At 64.6% G+C, this 20238-nt stretch carries 18 protein-coding genes; 5 read left to right on the top strand and 13 right to left on the bottom strand.

The window, feature by feature from the left end; all coding sequences use genetic code 11:
- The first annotated feature begins 65 nt into the window (after nucleotides 1–65).
- Entirely contained in the window at nucleotides 66–524 is a 459-nt protein-coding gene (locus BW934_RS09380; RefSeq protein ID WP_076347421.1) for a VOC family protein, read from the top strand.
- Nucleotides 525–545: 21 nt separating this feature from the next.
- On the top strand, nucleotides 546–1508 hold the full coding sequence (locus tag BW934_RS09375) for a glycoside hydrolase family 113 (protein ID WP_076347419.1): 963 nt from the start codon (nucleotides 546–548) through the stop codon (nucleotides 1506–1508).
- A gap of 43 nt (nucleotides 1509–1551) precedes the next feature.
- Here the strand turns inward: BW934_RS09375 and BW934_RS09370 are convergent, their stop codons facing one another.
- The 4 genes from BW934_RS09370 to BW934_RS09355 all read right to left on the bottom strand — a co-directional run bounded on the left by BW934_RS09370 (nucleotide 1552) and on the right by BW934_RS09355 (nucleotide 7133).
- Nucleotides 1552–2877, bottom strand: a complete 1326-nt coding sequence (locus BW934_RS09370; RefSeq protein ID WP_076347417.1) for a sedoheptulokinase — start codon at nucleotides 2875–2877, stop codon at nucleotides 1552–1554.
- Nucleotides 2874–3998 (bottom strand): Gfo/Idh/MocA family protein, encoded by a 1125-nt coding sequence (locus BW934_RS09365; protein ID WP_076347415.1) that lies wholly within the window; start codon nucleotides 3996–3998, stop codon nucleotides 2874–2876. The genes BW934_RS09370 and BW934_RS09365 overlap by 4 nt, the downstream gene beginning before the upstream one ends.
- A complete protein-coding gene (locus tag BW934_RS09360) occupies nucleotides 3995–6199 on the bottom strand; it encodes an alpha-galactosidase (RefSeq protein ID WP_076347413.1) in 2205 nt (734 codons plus the stop codon). The genes BW934_RS09365 and BW934_RS09360 overlap by 4 nt, the downstream gene beginning before the upstream one ends.
- Before the next feature lie 79 nt (nucleotides 6200–6278).
- Complete coding sequence (locus BW934_RS09355) at nucleotides 6279–7133, bottom strand: NAD-dependent epimerase/dehydratase family protein (protein ID WP_076347411.1); 855 nt, start codon at nucleotides 7131–7133, stop codon at nucleotides 6279–6281.
- 164 nt (nucleotides 7134–7297) lie between these two features.
- Here BW934_RS09355 and BW934_RS09350 point away from each other — a divergent pair, with 164 nt between their 5' ends.
- A complete protein-coding gene (locus tag BW934_RS09350; RefSeq protein WP_076347409.1) occupies nucleotides 7298–7762 on the top strand; it encodes a hypothetical protein in 465 nt (154 codons plus the stop codon).
- 19 nt (nucleotides 7763–7781) lie between these two features.
- On the opposite strand, the gene BW934_RS09345 is transcribed toward BW934_RS09350, so the two are convergent.
- Both BW934_RS09345 and BW934_RS09340 read right to left on the bottom strand, forming a co-directional pair.
- Nucleotides 7782–8996 carry a glycosyl transferase gene (locus tag BW934_RS09345; protein ID WP_076347407.1) on the bottom strand — a complete coding sequence of 405 codons (1215 nt, stop codon included), beginning with the start codon at nucleotides 8994–8996 and terminating at the stop codon, nucleotides 7782–7784.
- Nucleotides 8977–10170 carry a glycosyltransferase family 4 protein gene (locus tag BW934_RS09340; RefSeq protein WP_076347405.1) on the bottom strand — a complete coding sequence of 398 codons (1194 nt, stop codon included), beginning with the start codon at nucleotides 10168–10170 and terminating at the stop codon, nucleotides 8977–8979. The genes BW934_RS09345 and BW934_RS09340 overlap by 20 nt, the downstream gene beginning before the upstream one ends.
- 909 nt (nucleotides 10171–11079) lie before the next feature.
- Between BW934_RS09340 and BW934_RS09335 the strand changes: the two genes are divergently transcribed.
- Nucleotides 11080–11802: a hypothetical protein gene (locus BW934_RS09335; protein WP_076347403.1), complete on the top strand. Its 723-nt coding sequence runs from the start codon at nucleotides 11080–11082 to the stop codon at nucleotides 11800–11802.
- Between the two features lie 14 nt (nucleotides 11803–11816).
- On the opposite strand, the gene BW934_RS09330 is transcribed toward BW934_RS09335, so the two are convergent.
- The 7 genes from BW934_RS09330 to BW934_RS15350 all read right to left on the bottom strand — a co-directional run bounded on the left by BW934_RS09330 (nucleotide 11817) and on the right by BW934_RS15350 (nucleotide 19062).
- On the bottom strand, nucleotides 11817–13502 hold the full coding sequence (locus BW934_RS09330) for a M14 family metallopeptidase (RefSeq protein ID WP_076347401.1): 1686 nt from the start codon (nucleotides 13500–13502) through the stop codon (nucleotides 11817–11819).
- Between the two features lie 4 nt (nucleotides 13503–13506).
- Nucleotides 13507–15144, bottom strand: coding sequence for a peptide chain release factor 3 (locus BW934_RS09325; protein ID WP_076347399.1), 1638 nt, complete (start codon nucleotides 15142–15144; stop codon nucleotides 13507–13509).
- Between the two features lie 40 nt (nucleotides 15145–15184).
- The gene (locus BW934_RS09320) at nucleotides 15185–16165 is read right to left on the bottom strand and encodes an aldo/keto reductase (protein WP_076347397.1); all 981 of its coding nucleotides are present in this window, start codon (nucleotides 16163–16165) and stop codon (nucleotides 15185–15187) included.
- Between the two features lie 14 nt (nucleotides 16166–16179).
- The gene (gene lepB, locus BW934_RS09315) at nucleotides 16180–16755 is read right to left on the bottom strand and encodes a signal peptidase I (RefSeq protein WP_234969707.1); all 576 of its coding nucleotides are present in this window, start codon (nucleotides 16753–16755) and stop codon (nucleotides 16180–16182) included.
- A 127-nt stretch (nucleotides 16756–16882) separates the two neighbouring features.
- A complete protein-coding gene (locus BW934_RS09310; protein WP_076347395.1) occupies nucleotides 16883–17893 on the bottom strand; it encodes a hypothetical protein in 1011 nt (336 codons plus the stop codon).
- A complete protein-coding gene (locus BW934_RS09305; RefSeq protein ID WP_076347393.1) occupies nucleotides 17890–18780 on the bottom strand; it encodes a phosphodiester glycosidase family protein in 891 nt (296 codons plus the stop codon). The genes BW934_RS09310 and BW934_RS09305 overlap by 4 nt, the downstream gene beginning before the upstream one ends.
- A gap of 156 nt (nucleotides 18781–18936) precedes the next feature.
- Nucleotides 18937–19062 carry a hypothetical protein gene (locus BW934_RS15350; RefSeq protein ID WP_268758067.1) on the bottom strand — a complete coding sequence of 42 codons (126 nt, stop codon included), beginning with the start codon at nucleotides 19060–19062 and terminating at the stop codon, nucleotides 18937–18939.
- A gap of 144 nt (nucleotides 19063–19206) precedes the next feature.
- On the opposite strand from BW934_RS15350, the gene BW934_RS09300 reads away from it, so the two are divergent.
- Nucleotides 19207–20118: an acetamidase/formamidase family protein gene (locus BW934_RS09300; RefSeq protein ID WP_076347391.1), complete on the top strand. Its 912-nt coding sequence runs from the start codon at nucleotides 19207–19209 to the stop codon at nucleotides 20116–20118.
- The last annotated feature ends 120 nt before the right edge of the window (nucleotides 20119–20238 follow it).

The following is a 20238-nucleotide window of genomic DNA, read 5'->3' as shown; positions in this document are numbered from 1 at the left end:
CCGCCCCAGAAGAGGCGGGACGTGGTATGATGGAGTCAAAACGTTTTAGCTAAGGAGGCTGGCGCATGGAAGCGCATTCAATCGGCACGCGGCGCGTCGCGCAAATTGGCATTCTGGTTCGGGACATCGAGGCGGCGAGCGCCGCCTGGGCGAAGCTCCTCGGCTGCGAGGTGCCGCCGTGGCACTGGACCGAACCGTACGATGAAGCGCAGACGGTGTATGAGGGTGAGCCCACACCCGCGCGGGCGAAGCTCGCGTTCTTCCACCTGGACAACGTCGACATCGAGCTCATCGAACCGGACGAACACCCAAGCACATGGCGGGCGTGGCTCGACGAGCACGGCGAAGGTGTGCACCACATCGCGTTCGAGATTGAAGGCATGGCGGCGCGCTCTGAAGCGCTTTCGGGGGCAGGGTGGCGACTCATTCAGCGAGGCGAGTACAAAGGCGGGCGATACGCGTATTTCGACGGGGCCCCCTCCGTGCGGGCCGTGATCGAGCTCTTGGAAAACGACCGACGCTGACGCGCGGCTGGGAGGTTCACGATGCGAAGCATCGAAAACGCATTCGATCTCGACTTCATTCGCGGCATGACCTTTGGCTTTGTCGGTGAGCACGGCACGTGGGGCAACGACGTCGCGCGAGCGTCGATGACGGCTCTCGCCGACGGGCCGTTCAACTGGGTGACGCTCGCGTTTGCCGGGCTGATGGCGCATCCGGGCGATCCCGCCATTGCCTACGGTCCACCGGTGACGGTGAGCGATGACGAGATCATCGGCATGGCGGATTTCGCCCACCGCCTCGGGCTCAACGTCTGCCTCAAGCCGACGGTCAACTGCCGGGACGGGACGTGGCGAGGGGAAATTCGCTTCGACGGGGAGCGCGGTCCAGACCCCGCGCGGTGGACGGCGTGGTTCGCCGCCTACACGGACATGATGGTTCACTACGCCCGGCTGGCCCAACGCCTCGGCTGCGAGATGTTCTGTGTGGGATGTGAGATGACCACGGCCGAGCCCCACGAAGACGCGTGGCGGGGGGTCATCGCAGCCGTGCGCAGCGAATACGCCGGCCTGGTGACGTACAACTGCAACCACGGGCGCGAGGAACACGTGCGCTTTTGGGACGCGGTCGACCTCATCTCGTCGAGCGCCTATTATCCCATCGATCGCTGGCAGGATCGCGTCCCCGTGCTGCGCGAGGTCGCAGCGGCACACGGCAAGCCGCTCTTTTTCATGGAGGTGGGCTGCCCAAGCCGCAGGGGCTCCGGCGCCTGCCCGTGGGACTATCGCCATCCGGGCGAAGTCGATCTCGACGAGCAGGCGCGCTTCTACGAGACCCTGTTCGCCGCCATGCCCGACGAGCCGTGGTTCAAGGGCTACATGCTCTGGGAATGGCCGTGGCGGCTGTATCCGCGCGAGTCGGCGTCTAGGGATAGAAGTTACTGCATTTACGGGAAACCGGCGGAGGCCGTGGTGGCCCGCGCATTCGCCCGTCCGTCGGGCGCGTGAACGCCAGCGAAACGCGTGCGCGCCTCGATGGCGCTCATGAGGCTCACACCGCCATGGCGGCCCAGCGCGCCGCGCCCTGGGCCGCCTCCTCCGGATACGGCGCGAGCGACACCGGACAGCCAAACACCTCCGCCACCGCGTCGAGCAGGTGCCGGTTCTGGCGCAGCGCGTTGCCGGCACCCGCGATGGCGCTGGGCGCAGGCTTCTCGTCCCCAAGCAGGCGAAGATAGCCCGCGTGAAGCTCCTCCGCAATGCCGCGCAACACGCCCCACGCAAAGGCCTCGGGGACCATCCCCGCGGCGGTCCACGCTTCGATCCGCGCGCCCTGCTCCTCGCTCCAGCGCACCCCGAAAAACGTGGGACGAACGCGCGGAAACGGGCCCCCGCCCGCCTCGCGCCATGCACCGATGGCCTCATCCAAGGCGTCGTACGCCGAGCGAACCGGCTCCTGTCCGTACATGCGGACGACGCGATCGAAGAACGAAGCCACAAGCGCGTACGCCGCTCCCCCGGCCAACGTGGCGACGGAAGCGAGCCGGCGCGGGCCGACAAACGGCCGCAGTTCGGCTTCGCTGGGGAGCGCCGGGCTGCCCGTGACACAGACCGACACCTGGGCTCCCGTGCCGATATTGACGAGGACGGCCCCCTCCTCGGCGCCGACGGCCCCGAGAAAGCTCGCCTGGTGATCGCCGAGCGCCACGGCCACGGGGACGCCGCGGTACGCGCCGACGACGGTCGGATCCGAGACGACCTCGGGGATGAGCGCGAGGTCGATCCCGGCTGCCGCGAGCCCATCGGCGGAAAACGCGGCTTGATCGAGATCAAAGCCGCCCATGCTGTGCGCGAGGGACGCGTGCAGCAGGGGGCGCGATCGCGACGCGAGGCGCGCGGCAAACGCGTCCGGCAGCGTGACTAGCGACGCCGCCCCGCGCGGCACAAGCCCGTGCGCGGCCAGATAGGCGTGCGTGGCCATGGCGAACCCGGGCGCGACGCGGCAGCCGGTGAGGCGGCTCAGCTGCTGGGCGAAGGTCTCCAGCTCCCCGTCGGCCACGCGGCGTCCACCGCGCCCGTCCTGCCAGGTGAAGAGCGGGCTCAGCGGCCGAAGCCGGTCATCGAGGTAAATAAGGCCGTGCATCTGGCCTGTGACGCCGAGCGCCTGCACGTCAGGGTGCGCGGCGAGCCCCGCGTCCACCATCCCGGCGGCGATGTCCATGATGCGCGCGGCATCCTGCTCGGCGGCGAGCGGGTCGCTCACCTGAAGCGAGGCGCCGTGCGGCCTGGACATCGACCACACGACGCTCGCGGCCGCGGTGTCGAAGACCACCGCGGCCACGGAGGTGGTGCCGAGATCGACACCGAGCGCCTTCATCCCAACCGCTCCGTTTCTGCCCGAAGGTCGAGCGCAAGCTGCGTGTCATCGTAGCCCATGGGCCACGGCTCGGGCCGCACCGGGCGCGACTCGATCTCGACGTGCCGCCCCTCGCTCGCGGACGTGTGAATGGCTTCCATCACCTCGACCACGTGCAGCGCGAGTTCGCCCGATGCGCGGTGCGGCCGGCCGTGTGACACAGCGAGCGCCATATCGGCCACCGCGAGGCCGCGGAAATTGTCCGCAAAGCCAAAGAGCGGCGGCACCTGTGTCCACTCGTCCGCGCCGCGGCGGCGCACGCGCACAGTGCCGCCAAAGTAGTTCGGATCTGGCACCGCAAGCGTACCCTCCGTCCCATAGATCTCGATGCGCGGCAGCTCCGCGTGCCACACGTCGAAGGAGGTGACGATCACGCCCGTGGCGCCGCGCTCAAACTCGAGCAGGCCCTGCACATGGGTCGGGATTTCGACCGGAATGCGCTCTCCGAATCGATTTGGGGAACCGACGACGCGCTCCGCGAACGTGGTCTGCGCCGTGCCTGTCACCCGGCGGATGGGGCCCAGCAGGTGCACGAGGGCGGTCAAGTAGTACGGGCCCATGTCGAACATCGGGCCGCCGCCTTTTTGGTAGAAAAAGTCGGGATTCGGGTGCCAGCGCTCGGGGCCGTGGCTCATCATGAAGGCCGTCGCCCCAATCGGCTCGCCAATCCAGCCGTCGTCCAGCACCTTGCGCGCCGTCTGCAGGTGACTGCCGAGGAAGGTATCCGGCGCCGACCCCACGCGCAGCCCGCGCGCATGGGCCAACTGGACGAGCGCACGCGCCTCGTCCGCGACAAGCGCGAGCGGTTTCTCCGTGTGCACGTGCTTGCCTTGTTCAAGGGCCCGCCGCGCAATGTCGGCGTGCGCCTGCGGCACGGTGAGATTGACCACGATATCGATCTCGGGGTGTCCGAGGAGCTCCTCCGGCGCGAGCACCTGCAAAACGTCAAACTGCTTTGCGCGCGCCGCCGCGCGCTCGGCGTCGAGATCGGCCACCGCCAAAATGGGAATGCCAAACGCGCGAAGATTCTTCATGTACACCTCGCTGATGACGCCACAGCCCATCACACCCACACGCATCATGTGCGATTGCCCTCCTCCGTCTGCTTCACATGAAACCAGCGCACCACCCCATCGCCCACCGAAGGGGCCACCACCAACCCGTACCGCATGAGCGCGTCGCCGCGCGCGATCTCGCCAAGCTCTTCGACGAGATAGCGAACCTCGGGCCGCAGTCCTCTCAGCATCAGGCGCCGGGGCGGGTCCATCGGATCGGGATACGTCGAGAAGTACGCGACGAGCGCCTCGCTGCCGTCCGGAGCCACAAACATCCACGCCGCCTCGTGTCCCGCAAACGGCGACAGCAGGCGATACAACGCGCCAAACTGAACGAGAGACCGCACCTGCTTGTAACGCTCCACCGCTTGGCGCGCCTCGCGGCGCTCCTCCTCGGACCACGCCCGAATGTCGAGCTCAAAGCCGAAGTTGCCACACATGGCGACGCCTGCGCGGAACGCAAACGGCGTCACCCTGCCCATCTGATGGTTCGGAACCGCAGACACGTGTGCGCCCATCGTGACGGGCGGGTAGACCAGGCTCGTGCCGTGCTGAATCTTGAGCCGGGACACGGCATCGGTGTTGTCGCTCGTCCACGTCTGCGGCATGTAGTGAAGCATGCCGAGATCGAACCGGCCCCCGCCTGACGCGCAGTTCTCGAAGAGCACATGGGGAAACCGGCGGGTGAGGGTCTCCAGCACCTCGTACAGCCCGAGCACGTAGCGATGGGCGACCTCCCGCTGGCGTTCTGGCGGTAGCGCGGCGGATCCGACCTCCGTCATGGGCCGATTCATATCCCACTTGATGTAATCGACCGCCCCTTCCTCAATGACGCGCGACACCGCGTCCACCACGAAGGCGCGCACGTCAGGACGCGTGAGGTCCAGGATCAACTGATGCCTCCGCTCCGATCTCGGCCGATCCGCGACGTGCAGGCACCAATCCGGATGCGCGCGATACAACTCGCTGTTTGGGGAGACCATCTCCGGCTCCATCCAGATGCCGAACTGCATGCCAAGCGCATGGATGCGGTCCGAAAGGTGCCGCAGTCCGTGCGGAAGTTTTCCGGGATGCGGCCACCAGTCGCCGAGCGACGAGGTGTCGTCGTCGCGTGCGCCGAACCAACCGTCGTCGAGCACAAACAGTTCGACGCCGAGATCGCGAGCCTGCGCGGCCAACTCGACCAAGTCGTCTTCGCGAAAGTTGAAATAGGTTGCCTCCCAGTTGTTGAGAAGCACGGGTCGGACGCGATCGCGATACGGCCCTCGGCAGAGCCGCTCGCGAATGGCGCGGTGGAAGGTGCGAGACATGCCGCCAAGGCCCTCGGCGGAGTACACCAGCGCGGCCTCGGGCGTCACGAAGGACTCGCCCGGCTCAAGCCGCCAGGTGAAGTCGGCCGGATGGATGCCGATCTGCGCGCGCACATTTTGCCGCATGGGCTCCATCTCGCACCCGCCCGTGAAGTTGCCGCTGTAGACCAAGGCAAACGCGCGCACCTCGCCCGCCTCCTCGGTGGCGCCGGGAGCTGCGAGCGCAAAGAACGGGTTGTGCTTGTGCCCGCTTATCCCGGCGCGGCTCACGATCTCGTGGCGTCCCGGGGCGAGGGGCACGCGCTCGACGAACCGCTCGCGAATCCACGCGCCCGACAACTGGATGAAATCCGCCTCGCTTACATCGAGATCCACGGAAGCGCTTAAGGCGCTTCGGAGCACGAGGGCGGACGATCCGGCGTTTTCAAAACGCGCGTGGCGGCAGATCAGGTCGAGATCGCGATAGGCCGTGTACGAGAGCACGACGCGCAGCTGGAGCACCGGATCCACGAGGACAACCTCGACTGTGTCGGCTTCGAAATCGGATTCGACGTAAAACGCGGGCAGAGAGGCGAGCCGGGGCTTGCCAGGCATGAGGCGGTGCGACGCATAGGCGAGTTGCGAGGCGTGGCTGCCGGATGGCTGCAGCACCTCATACGCCGGCTCCCGGTGGTCGCCCGTCCCATACGACGGGTATTCGTGCCGCATCGACCCGACATCCTCGCTGCGAAGAAACGCGGGGCGACCGTCGAGGCGCGAGGAAGCCCGCGCGATGCGAAGCACGTCGGACGCATCCGCCACGCGAGCGCCCCAGTACACGTGTTCCAAGAGACCTGCGTCGCCGACGCGAAACACGTAGCTCGATGCCGGCGTCATCAAGTGGAATACCTGTTCATCCGGGTCATACGCGATGGGCATGAGCGCTCATCCTTTCCATCCGCTGCAGGCGCAAGTCCCGCACGCGCGCTAACGACCTGTGTTGTCCCGCTTGGCCGCCTCAGCCTCGAAGCTTCGCGACCTCGTCGCGCCAGTGGTGGATGGGCTGCCAGCCCAAGACTTCCTTCGCTCGGCGATTCGACAAGAGCGTCTCGTAGCCGTTGAGATCCACGCGAACGTCCTGCACCTCGGGGTAGCACGCCGCGAGCAGTTCGCCATTCGTCATGTCCATACTCGTCCAGTCCGCCGCGATGTTGAGCTTCGCGCACCCCAGCCCGTCCTTCTCCACCGCCAGCCGATAGGCCACCGCCGCGTCGCGCGCATCGATGTACGACCAGAGGATGTTCTTGCGCACCTCCGGCTTTTTGATGAAGTCGGGAAAGTTGCGGTACATGTCGGGCGTGATCACGTTTCCGAGCCGAAACGAGACAATTTGCATACCATACCGCCTGTGAAGCGTCTCGGCCGTCAGCTCGTTCACCACCTTCGACAGGCCGTACGCATCCTGGGGAAGCTGCGGATGGTCCTCATCCACGGGCACGTACTGCGGCGCGAAAGGATGCTTCGCGAACACGAGTCCATACGAAGACTCGCTCGACGTGATGACCGCCTTGCGGATGCCGAGCGATCCCGCTGCCTCGAGCACGTTGTACGTGGAGACCGCGTTGAGTTGAAACGTCGCCGCATCCGTCCGGATGCCGACGCGCGGAAGCGCCGCAAGATGCACGAGGGCATCGGCGCCAAACAGCACCTGATAGCAATCTCCGAGGTTCGTCAAATCGGCGAGAATCGTCGGGCACCATTCCTCTGCGGGCTGACGAGTGTCGACGTTCAACACGTCGTAGCCTGCCTCGACGAACTCGCGAATCACCCAGGGGCCTAAAAGCCCACTCCCACCTGTGACGACGACGCGCATCGAACCTACCTCCTGACGCGATGGAAATCGCAAAGGCATGACAACGCCTTCATTGTACACCAACATCGGCCTCGAGAGGCGGATCGCGCTCGAATGCTTCTCGCGCATGGATGGGCGTGTCCGGGGGAGGATGAAGAGAGAGCGTGTGGAAAGGGTGCGATGAGATGGACAAGTTTCATCAGGAGATGTTGCGCATCCGCGAGCGCGGAGACGCGGTGAACGTCACGACTCACGTCGTCATGAGCGAGACGGAGTCCAAGGAAGAAATCGTGCGCCTGTTCAATGACATCGCCAGATCCATTCACGAGGGCGACTCGGCCCTTCAAGCCAAGGTGGTCACGACGGAGTCGGCCGAACTCGTCGTGGCATTTGTCAACTCGCACTTTTACAGTCCCCATTTGAAGGTGACGGCCAAGTACAAGAACGGCGTGTTTCACATCACCGCCCAGGACGACTTTTGGACACAGGCGCCAGACCAAAACGGACTCTGGGCCGACTGGCGAGATGAAGAACAGTTGTATACCGGAGAGTTCTCCGAGGAGAAAATCCGCACCGCCGTGCAGAACGCCTTCCTCGGGTGGTATCAAAGGGTCAAGGAAAACGGAAACGCCGGCCTTGCCCCACTGTGAGGCTGGCCGGCGTTTCGCATCATCGAGGCAGGGCCCCAAGGGCCTTCCGCCCTTCGGAGGCCACCGCGTTCTGCCTCGACACACCGACCCACGCGCCGTAGGCGCGGGCCGCGTCAGGAAGGTCCGCGAACGCCTTCTCGACATGCACTTCGGTGACGAGGTACGACCACGTGGACTCGGCGCCGCGATTCAAGTTGGGCCCCTGAGGGGTCAGGCCGTCACAGCAGCTGCCATCGAACGGATCGGCCATGGGCGCGCCGCGATCGTTTTCGCCGAAAAACCAGCGCTGGCACTGCGCCACAATCTGCAAGTATGCGCCATCCCCCGTCGCGCGCCACGCCGCATCGCAAGCGATGGCGAGCTGCGCGATTTCCAGCGGCTGCTGATCCCATAAGGCCGTGAACCCAGGCGCCGCGAAACCCCGGTTGCCAATGGGCCGAACCCGCCCTTCGGGCGTGCGCATCCGCGCAAGCAGGCCTTCCAAGGACGCTTCCGCGACCTCTCGCCAACGCCCCTGTCCCTCGAGGCGGTAAGCTTCAAAGAGCGCCCACGGCATGACCGCGTTATCGTACGTCATTCGCTCCTCAAACCACGGCCAGTCGCCGCGCGCATGGGTCTCAAAGCGCGCCACCAAGTCGCGCGCTCCGCGCTCCACGACGCCCGGCAACCGCTGGCGGACAAACGCCCAGAACTCGGGAACTGCTTCCTGAGAAGCTTTGGACGTTTCCGCGTGTTGCAACAGGCGCGCGGCCGCCGCCACGACGTGGGCCACGCCGCGCACGTGCGTGAGCGCGAAAGCCGCCTCTAGGCCGCGGCGCAACACCTGCGCGTACGCCGTCAGGCGAGCCGGATCGCGCTCCTCACACATCGCAACGGCGAGCGCGTACACCGATCTCCCTTGGCAATCGTCCGATGGGACCTCGAGCTCGAAGCGGCGGTCATACGACACATTGTTGTGAAACCAGCCGTCAGACTTCTGGACCCATGCCAAAAACGCGAAATAGATGTCAATGAGTCGCGCGAGTTCGGCCGCTTCCTCCTCAAGCCCCCGCTCGCGGGCGTATCGGAGCCACTCGTAGGCAAGCCACAGCGCGCGAGCATTGTCGTCTGTGGAATACCCCTCCTGGCGTCTGGGAATGCGGCCAATCGCGTGCTCAATGAGCCCTGTGTCGTCTGTCATCCGGCGCAGATGGTGAAGGGAAACCGGCAGGCGATCAGTGTGCGATGACCGCAAAGCCCTTCACCCCCGATGCGACCTGGTCGGCTTGGCGTGCGACGGCCTGGATGAGCTGCCAGTAGCGCTCGCCCACGCGCGGCCATGTCATCTCATTTCCGATGGCCGAAATCCGCTCCGCGTATCTCGCGCGGTGGCCCTCGTCGCTCAGGATTTCGATAGCCCGTTCAGCCCAAGCGCGCGTATCGCCAAAAGGCACCAGCAATTCCGGGACGTCCTTGAGCAAATCGCGCGCATAGGCGTAGGGCGTGGTCAAGACGACCTGCCCGATGCCGACCGCGTAGGCCAGCGTCCCACTCGTGATTTGCTCCATGTTGGGATACGGCGTCACATAAAGATCGGCCGCCGTGATGAGGTCCACGATGTCCGACTCCGACATGTATTGGTTCAGCATCACGACGTGATCGTCCAGGCGAAGCTCCTTGACGCGCCGCATGAGCGACTCGCGGTACGCCTCGCCCTCGCGCTTGACAATTTCCGGATGCGTCTGACCAGCAATCACATACAGGGCGTTCGGCACCTTGCGGACGATGGCAGGCATCGCGTCCAGCATGAACTCAATGCCCTTGCTCGGCCCGAGCAGGCCAAAGGTGACGATCACGGCCCTGTTCTGCCAGCCGAAGCGCCTGCGCAGCTCGTCTCGCGGCGTCAGCGACCTCGTGGGCGTGCCATGCGGCAGATAGTGAATTTTCGACGGCGAGATGGCAAACGCATCGACAAGGTAGTCGATGGCCTGGCGGTTCATGACGACGATGGCGTCGCTCCGCTGCGCGATCTCCTTTTGTACTTCGCGATACGGCGACATGGGCTTTTGAAAGACAGTGTGAAACGTCGTGACGAGCGGTTTGTCGAGTGTGTGAATGAAGTCGAGGATGTACGCCCCTGCCTCGCCACCAAAAATGCCGAATTCGTGCTGCAGGGATACGACGCCAATCCGGCTGTCGTTCACGCGGCGCGCGATGCGCGCATAATCGCGGCGCTCTTCGCGGCGAAGGAACCAGTACGAGCGGTTGTAGTCCTTCATGTCCTCGTCCGGGGCCAACATCGCGATGACCTGGTCCGCCGCGGCCGATCCCGCCGCCTGGCGTACGCTCTGGCGCAAATGGTGTGTGTAAGTGGCAAGTCCGCATTTCCGGGGAACATAGGTGCTGACATATCCGATTTCCAACGTCATGCACGCACCACCTCCTGTGTGTTGTCTGGCTCCGCTTCGCGACGAATCTCGACACGGACACTGTGCGCGAGTACCTGCGGCTCGTTCTCGTTGAGGATGCGCAGGAAGAGCAGATCACGGACACACCGCGGTGGAACGTCATGGTGTGCGAGAGGGCAACACCCTGTTAGCACTCGTTGAAGTCGGCTGCTAATATTGTAACCCCTGAACGTCACTCTCGCAACGCCGTTCCCACCTCCGGACGCCTACCTCTGTGGCAGTATCTTGCTGTCTATCCTTCTAGTCTACCTACGCGCGAACCCCGCCGCGCTTGTCGCATCGTCCACTCCATAACCGGCACTCCATAAACGGCGCGGTCCGTTTTGCCGGTTGTTCCTCGATTTTATCAGAATCCATAGGAAATATCCACTAGAAACACGTCGAGGGGCGATCCGTGCGAGCCTTTTTGATTTTTGAGAGATACACGCGTGATGGCGGACATGCCGAGGGTGCATGGTGATGCGAGGACGTCACTGCCGGCGTAGGTTCGACGCGAGGTGACCAGCCATCTGACACTCTATTCAAAACAAGGAGAATCGTTTACAGCTAAGCGCACGTATTGTATCATGCTAGATATTCACAACTATGGAGTGGACGACGCGTCAGATTCGAGTGGACGATGTGTCGGACGGTTGCAGCGGCCGGCAAGACGTTCGAGCCTGTGCGCTACGGTAGAGCATTCTTCAGGGTCTCCCATCGGCCAACGTTCGGATCGTCATCCGCTTCCCGCTCGCACGCTGGCCTTACACCCGTGGAAACGACCTCGAGCTCTCACGTGTCGGTCCGCGCCCAATGTTGAGGGGACAGGATGCATGCGCATGGCTCTCTCATGCGCAAGACCCTCTCTCGAAGAAAGGCAGGTCGACTCCATTGAAACGAAATCACTGGACCCTCCTGTTGGCGCTACTAGCATCCGTCACGGCGACGGCCTGCGGCGCAGAAAAAGCCCAGAAGGCGCCTGTCCAGAAGTCAGACGTTCATGTCGTCATGAGTACCAACCGAGACGTGCCGGTTTCGCACGCGAAGACTCCCGAAACTGCGGCCATCGACTCGATTTTCTGGACCTTATCGAACGGCAAAACGGTCTACCCGTCTGCCCAGCAGGTGGTCAATGTATCGACGTTTGGCGATGTCTCGATTGTCAGGCTTCGCGTGCCCGGTGTCGAACCGCATCCTGTGGACTACATTCTCGTCCTGACGACGAGCCACGGTATGTGGCATGTCAAAGGGATAATCGGTACGTCTTTCGACCCCGACAGCAGCAACCACAACTTGCCCAACCTGTTGAACGGACAGACCAACCTGATAAAGCTTGGTGTGGTTTCGGTGACAGGGGTAGGGAAGTTCTTCGAGTATTTCTCCCCGAGCACGCTCGTGAATATCTTTGCCGTCCCTCACGCTTTCCCGGCGCCGAAAGCCATGCAACAAAAGACACTCTCCTCGCGTATTCAAGCCAGCCTGTACAGCGACGGGAATCACGTCGGACTCTATTATCCTTATAGGAATCAATGGATTGTCATCACGGGAAACGTGAGCACCTCGGACCTGCTCGACGCTGCGAACCGATTCAATGTCCAGTACTTCAACCTTTGAACCATCTTCGGTATTCATCCGGGGAGCGCCACGGTGGCTGTGGCCCGTCCCGCGCGTGGGGCGTAAAACGACACGTCCAAAACGGCCCCCGGATTCGCCCTCACCACCCATTCGACGTGCGCCCGCTGGTGCACGGGCAGGCGCCACGCGCCCTGAAAGCCGTACCCATCCAAGTGCGCGAGCTCGCACGGCGACTCTCCCGCGAGGATGTCTGACGCACCGTGCAACTCCGCGCGGATGCCCTCTACGGCGAGATCGCCCCCTTTTTTCGTGCTCGCCGTCGGCAAGAAGCCCGCGTTGGCCACCTCCGCAACTACGCGGTACGCGCCGTCGGCGATGCGCTCGGCCGAGACGGCGGTCACAAGGAGACGCGCCGTCGACAGGCCGAGTCGCGTCAAAAACCGGCCGACCCGGCGGCATTCCTCCTCCAGAAGCGCAGGCGGCGGGTTCTGGATGACGAACTTGGGGTCGATCCCGCCGATTTCAACGGGCCCGAAGTCAGGATGATCGAACGGCGTCCACGGCGTGTAGCCGCCCGGAAACGCGCGTGCCACGTAGTCCACGACCTTGCGCTCGTCCTCGAGCCGCTCCTCTGCGGTCAGGGCCATCATCTTGCGCATGCCGATCTCGCCGTACCCGCGTGCCCCTGCGCGCCGCCGCAAGTCCCAGAGCTCCACGGTAAAACTGAGCACCCCAAGGTGATCGTACATCCAGTCGTCCGCCGCACCGGGCATGAGCACGGATTCGTGGCCGGTCGCGAACTTCTCATAGTTGGAACCCGAGAAGTAGCCCGTCTCACGCTCGCCCATGCGGGCGACCTCGGTGAACAGGGCGCGATCGGCCGGTGAAAGCACCGTATCGTCGCCGGTCGAGGGCTGGCGCAAAATGACCCCGCCCGACGTGTGGAGAGCGGCATACGCAGCGATGTTGGGGTGCGCCGCGATGAAGTCGGCCAGCGCGCGCAGCTCGGGCTCAGACAGCGGAAATGGGCCCGCCCCGGGCTGGCCGCTTTCGCCGGCCCAGCGAATGGGAAAGTTGCGGTTGAAGTCCATGCCGTGCAGGCGCGCGTCTCGCGCCGACGACGCCGCCGGCCGCGCACCGCCTTTGGCGTGCCGCACCAAGCGTCCCTCCGGGAACACGTGATAGTACACGCCCCCCACCTCGCCCGGCATGCGCGGGCGCATGATGCGCGGATCCTGCTCGTCGATGGCAAACGCCCCGTCCTCGGCGGGCACGCGCATCAAGAGAATGCGCCCATCACCGTTCACGTCGTCCTCGACGAAGCCGTCGGGCGGCGACGTGTGCGGGTACAGGTGCGGGCTCGAGCGCAGCCTGGCGGGCGTCGTCAGGTACAGCTCGGCGCCATCCACGGCAATCCGGGGAATGGCGTACACCGTGCGCGTGCGCAGGAGCTCGCGGACGAGCGGGTCCGCATCCCGCATCGCGACCAGTTGCTCGATCCAATGCATGACGGCGCTCGACGCGCACACCTCACCCGCGTGAATGTTGCCATCCACCAGAACGGCCGGTTTGTCGAGGGGAGATCCCGTCGCCGCCTCCGTCACCGTGACGGCGTACAGATCGCGCCCCTGCCGACTTTGGCCGATCACGTCGACGCGGACGAGATCGGGCGCCTGCTGCGCGAGGGAACGCAGGCGATCGACGAGCTGCGCATAGGTGAGGTAGCTTGCCGCTGGCATGTTCTCACTCCTCCGCGCGCCCCTGCGACGCGACGAGTTCGAGCGACGTCTTGTGCAGGCGCACGTTCGGGTTTTTATCAAGCAGCCATTGCATGGCGAACTCCGTCTGGAACAAGAGCACCGTGCGCTCGTCGCGATCGCGCACGACGAGTGTGGCGTACCGGTCGAACTGGAGGTTGTCGACGGGATCCTTCGAGTCGAGCCAGCGGGCAAACTGGTACGGGAGCCGCACCATGTCCACGTCGACGCCGTACTCGGCCTTCATCCGGTAGACAAACACGTCAAACTGCAGCTGGCCCACGGCGCCGAGGATGAGATCCTCGGTGCGATTGGCCTGGCGGAAGACCTGGATGGCGCCCTCCTCCGACAGCTCGGCGATGCCCTTGTGGAACTGTTTATACTTCATGGCGTTCGGCACCGAAACGCGCGCGAAGTGTTCGGGCGAAAACGAAGGCAGCGGCGGAAACGCGACTTGCCCCCGCTCGGCCAGGGTATCGCCAATGCGGAACAGGCCGGGATCGTGAATGCCGATGATGTCGCCGGCGTACGCCTCGTCGACCGTCTCGCGCTCCTGACCGAAGAACTGCTGCGGCTGGCTGAGCGAGATGCGCTTGCCGGTGCGCACGTGGGCCACGGTCATGCCGCGCTCAAACTTGCCCGAGCAAATGCGGACGAACGCGACGCGATCGCGGTGAGCGGGGTTCATATTGGCCTGGATTTTGAAGACGAAGCCCGTGAAGGCCGGATCGCCCGGGTGCACGCGGCCGTCGACCGTCTCGCGGGGGCCCGGCGGCGGGGCGAAGCGGATGAAGGACTCGAGAAACGCGGCCACGCCGAAATTCGCAATGGCGCTGCCAAAGTACATCGGCGTGAGCCTGCCCTGGCGAACGAGATCGGGATCGAACGGATCGCCCGCCACATCGAGCAGTTCGATGTCTTCCTGCAGCTTTCGCCAGAGCGGCTCACCGAGCACCTCGGCCAGGGACGGATCGCCGAGGTCGGGAACGTCGATGGACTCCATGTCCTCGGTCCGGCTCGTGAACCGCTCGAAGCGCCCGTCCATGCGGTGATAAATTCCCTGGAAGTCGGGCCCCATGCCGATGGGCCACGTGATGGGGCAGGAGCGGATGCCGAGCACGCGCTCGATTTCCTCCATCAGCTCAAACGGATCCTTGCCATGGCGATCCAGCTTGTTGACGAAGGTGAAGATGGGAATGCCGCGCATGCGACAGACTTCGAACAGTTTGATGGTCTGCGGCTCGACGCCCTTGGCGGCGTCGATGAGCATGACCGCGCTGTCGGCCGCGGCGAGCGTGCGGTACGTGTCCTCGCTGAAGTCTTCGTGTCCCGGCGTATCCAGCAGGTTGAGCCGGCAACCCCTGTAATCGAATTGCAACACGGTGGACGTCACCGAAATGCCGCGCTGCTTTTCAATCTCCATCCAGTCGCTCGTGGCGTGCCGCCGCGCCTTCCGGCCCTTCACCGCACCCGCCTCGCGAATGGCGCCGCCAAACAGCAGCAACTTTTCGGTCAGTGTCGTCTTCCCCGCGTCCGGGTGTGAGATGATGGCAAACGTGCGGCGACGAGCATAGGGAGGACCCTCGTCGAGGAGCGCCGCCGCCCTTTCCAACTCCACAGACATCGCACTGCGCCCCTTTCATCCGGTGTAACCTCAACGCGCATCATTGGTGACCGAGAACCGGGTGAGGCACGTAATGCTCCTCCAATTGCGCGATTTCCTCGGGCGTCAAGGTGATCTCCAGCGCCGCGACCGCGTCCTCGAGATGGTGCAGCTTCGTCGCGCCGATGATGGGCGATGTGACATACGGCTTCGACAGCACCCAGGCGAGCGCCACCTGCGCCATGGGCACCCCGCGGCCATCCGCCACGGCCTGCACGCGCTCGACCACTCGCCGATCGCTGTCCTCGGTCAGCGCGTACAGCTTTCTCCCGAACTCATCCGTCTCCGACCTGGCGGTCCGCGTGTCCCACGGGCGGGTCAGCCGCCCCCGCGCGAGCGGACTCCAAGGGATCACGCCGATCCCGTCCGCGTGGCAGAGCGGCATCATTTCCCGCTCCTCCTCGCGGTAGAGCAGATTGTAGTAGTTCTGCATCGAGACGAATTTCGTCCAGCCGTGGAGCTCGGCCGCGTGCTGCAGCTTGAGAAACTGCCACGCGTACATGGAGGACGCGCCAATGTACCGCGCCTTGCCCGCCTTCACCACGTCGTGAAGCGCCTCCATCGTCTCTTCGACCGGCGTGTTGGGATCAAACCGATGGATTTGGTACAAATCCACGTAATCCGTTCCCAAGCGGCGCAGGCTGTTGTCGATCTCCTCCATGATATGCTTGCGCGAGAGCCCGCCGCCGTTCGGCCCCGGGCGCATGCGGCCATGGACCTTGGTGGCGATCACGACCTCGTCTCGCCGCACAAAATCGCGGATGGCGCGCCCCAAAATCTCCTCGCTCGCGCCCAGGGAATACACGTTCGCGGTATCGAAGAAGTTGATGCCGAGATCGAGCGCCTTCCGAATGAACGGGCGCGCCTCCTCTTCGCGCAACACCCAGCGGTGCGTGCCGCGCTCCGGATCCCCGTAGCTCATGCACCCGAGACAAATGCGCGACACTTCGAGCCCGGTCTTGCCGAGACGCACATACTGCATCTGCCGCACTCCCCTCACACGTGTTGCGAAATGACGCTCATCTTGTTAAACGGGTACACGACGAACTCCGCCTCGCCCACAATCATCGAACGAGGCACAAACTTGTGCACCCACAGCCGACTGTCGTCCGAGATGGGCCGGTTGTCGCCGAGCATGAAGTAGCACCCCGCCGGCACCTTCCACGTGCCCACGACGGTGCCGTTGTACTTGGAGATGTCCGGGTTGTTCTCGACCAACTTTTTCCCGTTGATGTACACGGCGTTGGACGTCACCGTCACCGTATCCCCCGGCAGGCCGATGACGCGCTTGACGAACAGCTCGCTCGGGTCATCCGGCCAGTGAAACACCACGACCTCCCCGCGGTGAATGGGCCACAGCTCCGTCGCCAGTTTGTTGACGATCACGTACGCAAAATTTCGGGAGCTCGTCGCAGGAATGGTGGGATACATCGAGGCGGAGGGCACGCGAGCGGGGCTCACCACCCACAGCCGAAGCGCCATGGCAATGCCGACGCCAATCAGGATGGGCAAAAACAGGCCGGAAAACCAGTTTCGCTTCGGCCTCTCTTCCATCGGTTGTCGCTGTTCCACGCTGCCACTTCCCTGCTCTATCATGTCCGAAGCCACGCGGAAGGCGCCTCGGCAGTCGCCCAACATTATACGATATCCGCCTCAGCTTCTCATCGAAGAGTTCAGAATCGGGGCCTCAACCCGCCGCTCAGTCCAGCGTCACGCCGTACGCCTGTCCCTTGACGACAAGCGCGGCGTCGGCGCTCTGGGACGGGAAGAAGAACGCCCCGGGCTCCGCACGCGCCGCGCGGCCCTTCGCATCCTGCACCAGGCCGCGAGAAACGATATACACGTTCCCGGCGTGATCGACGATGAGGTTTGAAACGGGCGCCGAAGACTTCAGTCGGCACACGGTCCTCCACGCCTGGCCGTCAAACGCGCGGACCTCGACCGCCTCGCCGTTTGCGCCGAGCACGGCGCAGTACACGGTGTTTCCGGCGCCGCGAATGAGCGCGACGTGCGTCGCCACGAGGCGCAGCACGCCCGCGCGGTACGACCACAGGCGGTGCGCGGCATCCACCACGTACAACGTGAGATTCGTCGCGCCGTAATACGCCTGCTCCACATCGAGATGGCCCAAGGACCAGAGGGTCATATGTTCATTGGTGTCAAACTCGTACACCTCGTTCCCCCAAGAGGCGGAAAAGATGACGAACAGGTCGTTCGTGTAGCCGCTCCACGCGATGGCGCGGCAGGTCGTGCCCGCAGGCGGCTCGAGCGCCGCGATCCACCTGAGCACGTGATTCCACACGTCGTAGGTCTCGAGCGCGTTTCCGCGGGTGAGGATGAGGAGGAGCCGATCGCTCACCCAAACCGCTTTCGCCGCGCCCGGGCCGGGATCCAGGCGTGCGATGCGCGCACCTGTGCGGAGGTTGAACACGGTGAGGTCACCCCTCTGCCCAAGCGCGAACGCCGCGAGGCGGGACGGACTCGGATCCCAGGCGATGGCCTGCTCGAGATCGATGCCGCGCGCATCGAGCGGCGTCTTCACCACCGGTTGCGGAGCCGGTTCGCGGACGGTCACGGTGTGCCAAATGACCGGGGCAGGCCGAGATCGCGCCGCTTCTTCTGCTCCCCACAAAACGGCGGCCGTCCCGAAGAGCGCCGCGGCGAACACCCCAAACCCTTTGAGCTTCGCGCCTCGTCCACTCCGTCTCATTTGACGATCACGGCCGTGCCGATGTACCGCTCGCCCAGGATGTCGGTGGGCTCGTTCACCAGCCGCCCATCGTACACGAGCGTCGCGGACGATCCGCCGTCCAGGTTGGCCGCGGTCACCGCGCCAAGCGAAATCATGAGCCGCGCCACGTCCCCGAGGCTTGCGCCAATATCCGCGGGCCCGGTGAGCCCGCGTCCATCGGTGACCATCAGGATGACCGTGCCATCCGCCGTCTGCCCAATCGCCGTCCGCGGCGCATAGCCCCAATCGCCCGCGCCCTGAATCTCGTCCACGCCATGGGACACGAGCGTCGGCCCGAACATGAGCGCCTGCGTCACGCCCATCGCCTGCAACTCGGCGAGCGTGTAGGTACCCGTGATGAGCCGGCCCGACGACGTGAAGCCGATGATGCTCTCGGGCCCAGCGGCGCGCCGGACGATCCGCCCGTCCGTGATGACGATGCCCTGCACCAGGCCGCCCGTCCCTTGCCAGTTGGTATCCGTAAACGATCCCCCATTCACGCCAGCGACCGCATGCCAGTCGTTGACGAACTGTTCGACCGTCTCGCCCACCTCACCGGGATACCGCGTCTCCACCACGGCCACCCGTCGAGGATCCCGCACCCACAGCACATACGCCGTAAACTGGGGCTCGTGGATGACGGACAAGCGCAGGCCGGAGGGCGCATGCGCCGGCCGGTACAGGGGCTGCCCAAACACGGGCGCGTCCAGGCGAGGCGACGGGAGGGCCTTGCTTGCAACGTGAAGAATTCTCTCGCGCGCCACAGGCTTCGGCAAATGGTAGCGATAGATAAACGATGCCACACAGGCGACCAGCGCCACGTACATCGCCGCAGCCAGCGCCACGGCACGGTGTTTCGCGATCACGCCCGACCATCCTTCGCAACGCGGCGATACGTGTTCCACAACGCCATGCATCTTTTCAACGCATGATTTCGCCAGCGCGGCGAACAATCCCTGCCCACGCATCAAACCTTTCACAGCGAGGCGCGTGAAGGCCGGATCGCCCCCACGCGCCGCGTCTCACTTTTTCTTGCCGAGCTTTGCTCTAAGCTTTTCGCCCGGAATCCGCTCGTCCGTCTCCTTCGTCGGCAGCGTTTTATTGGCGTCGTTGTGCAGCGGCTTCGACTCGTGCCGGCTGTTGGACATCGCTTTCCCTCCCTTCCAAGAACGTCTTCGCCGTTAGTATGCCGCGCCCGGCGCGAGCGCAGCAGGTGAATCTGTCGCCCGTGTCAAAGAGGTGAGGGATCCCACGAGCGCAGCATGTCCTGCGCATGCGAGAGGAGGACTTTCATGTCCACGACCGTCTACACCCTCGAGCCCAATCACATCGTCTACTCGCTCTCCCCTTCTCATCCACCCGCACTGTCGGTGCCGAGTGGCGCGACGGTGCGCATCGAGACGTGCGACTGTTTCGAGAATCAGATTCAGCGCGAGGACCAGGATTTTGGCACCCTCGACTGGGACCGCATCAACCCTGCCACCGGCCCCATCGAAGTCCAAGGGGCGGAGCCCGGTGATTGCCTCGCGGTTCACATCCTGGACATCCAACTTGCCCGCCGCGGCATTCTGACCACCGGCCCTGGCCTCGGCGTGATGGGCACAGAACTCACGGAAAACGCGATTCGCTTCGTCGAGATAAGCGACAGCGTCCTCTTGCCCGGCGGGGTGCGCGCACCGGTTCAGCCGATGATCGGCGTCATTGGCGTCGCCCCCGCTTCCGGCGCCATCCCGTGCGGCACGCCGGGCGATCACGGCGGCAACATGGACTGCACGCGCATCACCGCCGGCGCCGTGCTGCTCTTGCCGGTGTTCACCCCCGGCGCCCTGTTCGCGCTCGGCGATCTGCACGCGGCCATGGGGGACGGCGAAGTCGGCGTGTCGGGCATCGAAGTGGCGGGGCGTGTCACCGTCCGGCTGGAGGTCGTGCAAAGCGCCTCGCTTCCCGCGCCCATGGTCATTTCGCCGCACGACGTGAGCGTCATCGCCTCGGCGCCGACGCTCGACGAGGCGGCCGAGCGCGCCACCCGGCGCACCGCAACCTGGCTCGCGGAAGCCGCCCACATGCCCCTCGCGGACGCCACCATGCTCCTGAGCGCCGTCGGCAGGCTCCGCATCTGTCAGGTCGTCGACCCGCTCAAGACCGCGCGCATGGAGGTCGATCGCGACCTGCTCGATCAACTTGGGATTCAACTTCCCGTGTGATCCCGCGGCACGCTCGCCACGGCGCAACGAAACCGGCGGGATGTCGCCCGCCGGTTTTGTTAACTTATCTTCCATATTCCCTTGATAACGCCAAATGACCGCCTCATAATGTCATTGTAG

The organism is Alicyclobacillus vulcanalis, from assembly GCF_900156755.1.
GTDB classification, from domain to species: Bacteria; Bacillota; Bacilli; order Alicyclobacillales; family Alicyclobacillaceae; genus Alicyclobacillus; species Alicyclobacillus vulcanalis.
Note: the sequence above shows the minus strand (reverse complement) of the source record. Positions and strands in the feature narration are given on the sequence as shown.

Excerpts from the sequence above, each read along its gene's own strand:
- BW934_RS09380 (WP_076347421.1), top strand. The coding sequence starts at position 66 with ATGGAAGCGCATTCAATCGGCACGCGGCGCGTCGCGCAAATTGGCATT.
- BW934_RS09375 (WP_076347419.1), top strand. The coding sequence starts at position 546 with ATGCGAAGCATCGAAAACGCATTCGATCTCGACTTCATTCGCGGCATG.
- BW934_RS09370 (WP_076347417.1), bottom strand. The coding sequence starts at position 2,877 with ATGAAGGCGCTCGGTGTCGATCTCGGCACCACCTCCGTGGCCGCGGTG.
- BW934_RS09365 (WP_076347415.1), bottom strand. The coding sequence starts at position 3,998 with ATGATGCGTGTGGGTGTGATGGGCTGTGGCGTCATCAGCGAGGTGTAC.
- BW934_RS09360 (WP_076347413.1), bottom strand. The coding sequence starts at position 6,199 with ATGCCCATCGCGTATGACCCGGATGAACAGGTATTCCACTTGATGACG.
- BW934_RS09355 (WP_076347411.1), bottom strand. The coding sequence starts at position 7,133 with ATGCGCGTCGTCGTCACAGGTGGGAGTGGGCTTTTAGGCCCCTGGGTG.
- BW934_RS09350 (WP_076347409.1), top strand. The coding sequence starts at position 7,298 with ATGGACAAGTTTCATCAGGAGATGTTGCGCATCCGCGAGCGCGGAGAC.
- BW934_RS09340 (WP_076347405.1), bottom strand. The coding sequence starts at position 10,170 with ATGACGTTGGAAATCGGATATGTCAGCACCTATGTTCCCCGGAAATGC.
- BW934_RS09330 (WP_076347401.1), bottom strand. The coding sequence starts at position 13,502 with ATGCCAGCGGCAAGCTACCTCACCTATGCGCAGCTCGTCGATCGCCTG.
- BW934_RS09325 (WP_076347399.1), bottom strand. The coding sequence starts at position 15,144 with ATGTCTGTGGAGTTGGAAAGGGCGGCGGCGCTCCTCGACGAGGGTCCT.
- BW934_RS09320 (WP_076347397.1), bottom strand. The coding sequence starts at position 16,165 with ATGCAGTATGTGCGTCTCGGCAAGACCGGGCTCGAAGTGTCGCGCATT.
- BW934_RS09310 (WP_076347395.1), bottom strand. The coding sequence starts at position 17,893 with ATGAGACGGAGTGGACGAGGCGCGAAGCTCAAAGGGTTTGGGGTGTTC.
- BW934_RS15350 (WP_268758067.1), bottom strand. The coding sequence starts at position 19,062 with ATGTCCAACAGCCGGCACGAGTCGAAGCCGCTGCACAACGACGCCAAT.
- BW934_RS09300 (WP_076347391.1), top strand. The coding sequence starts at position 19,207 with ATGTCCACGACCGTCTACACCCTCGAGCCCAATCACATCGTCTACTCG.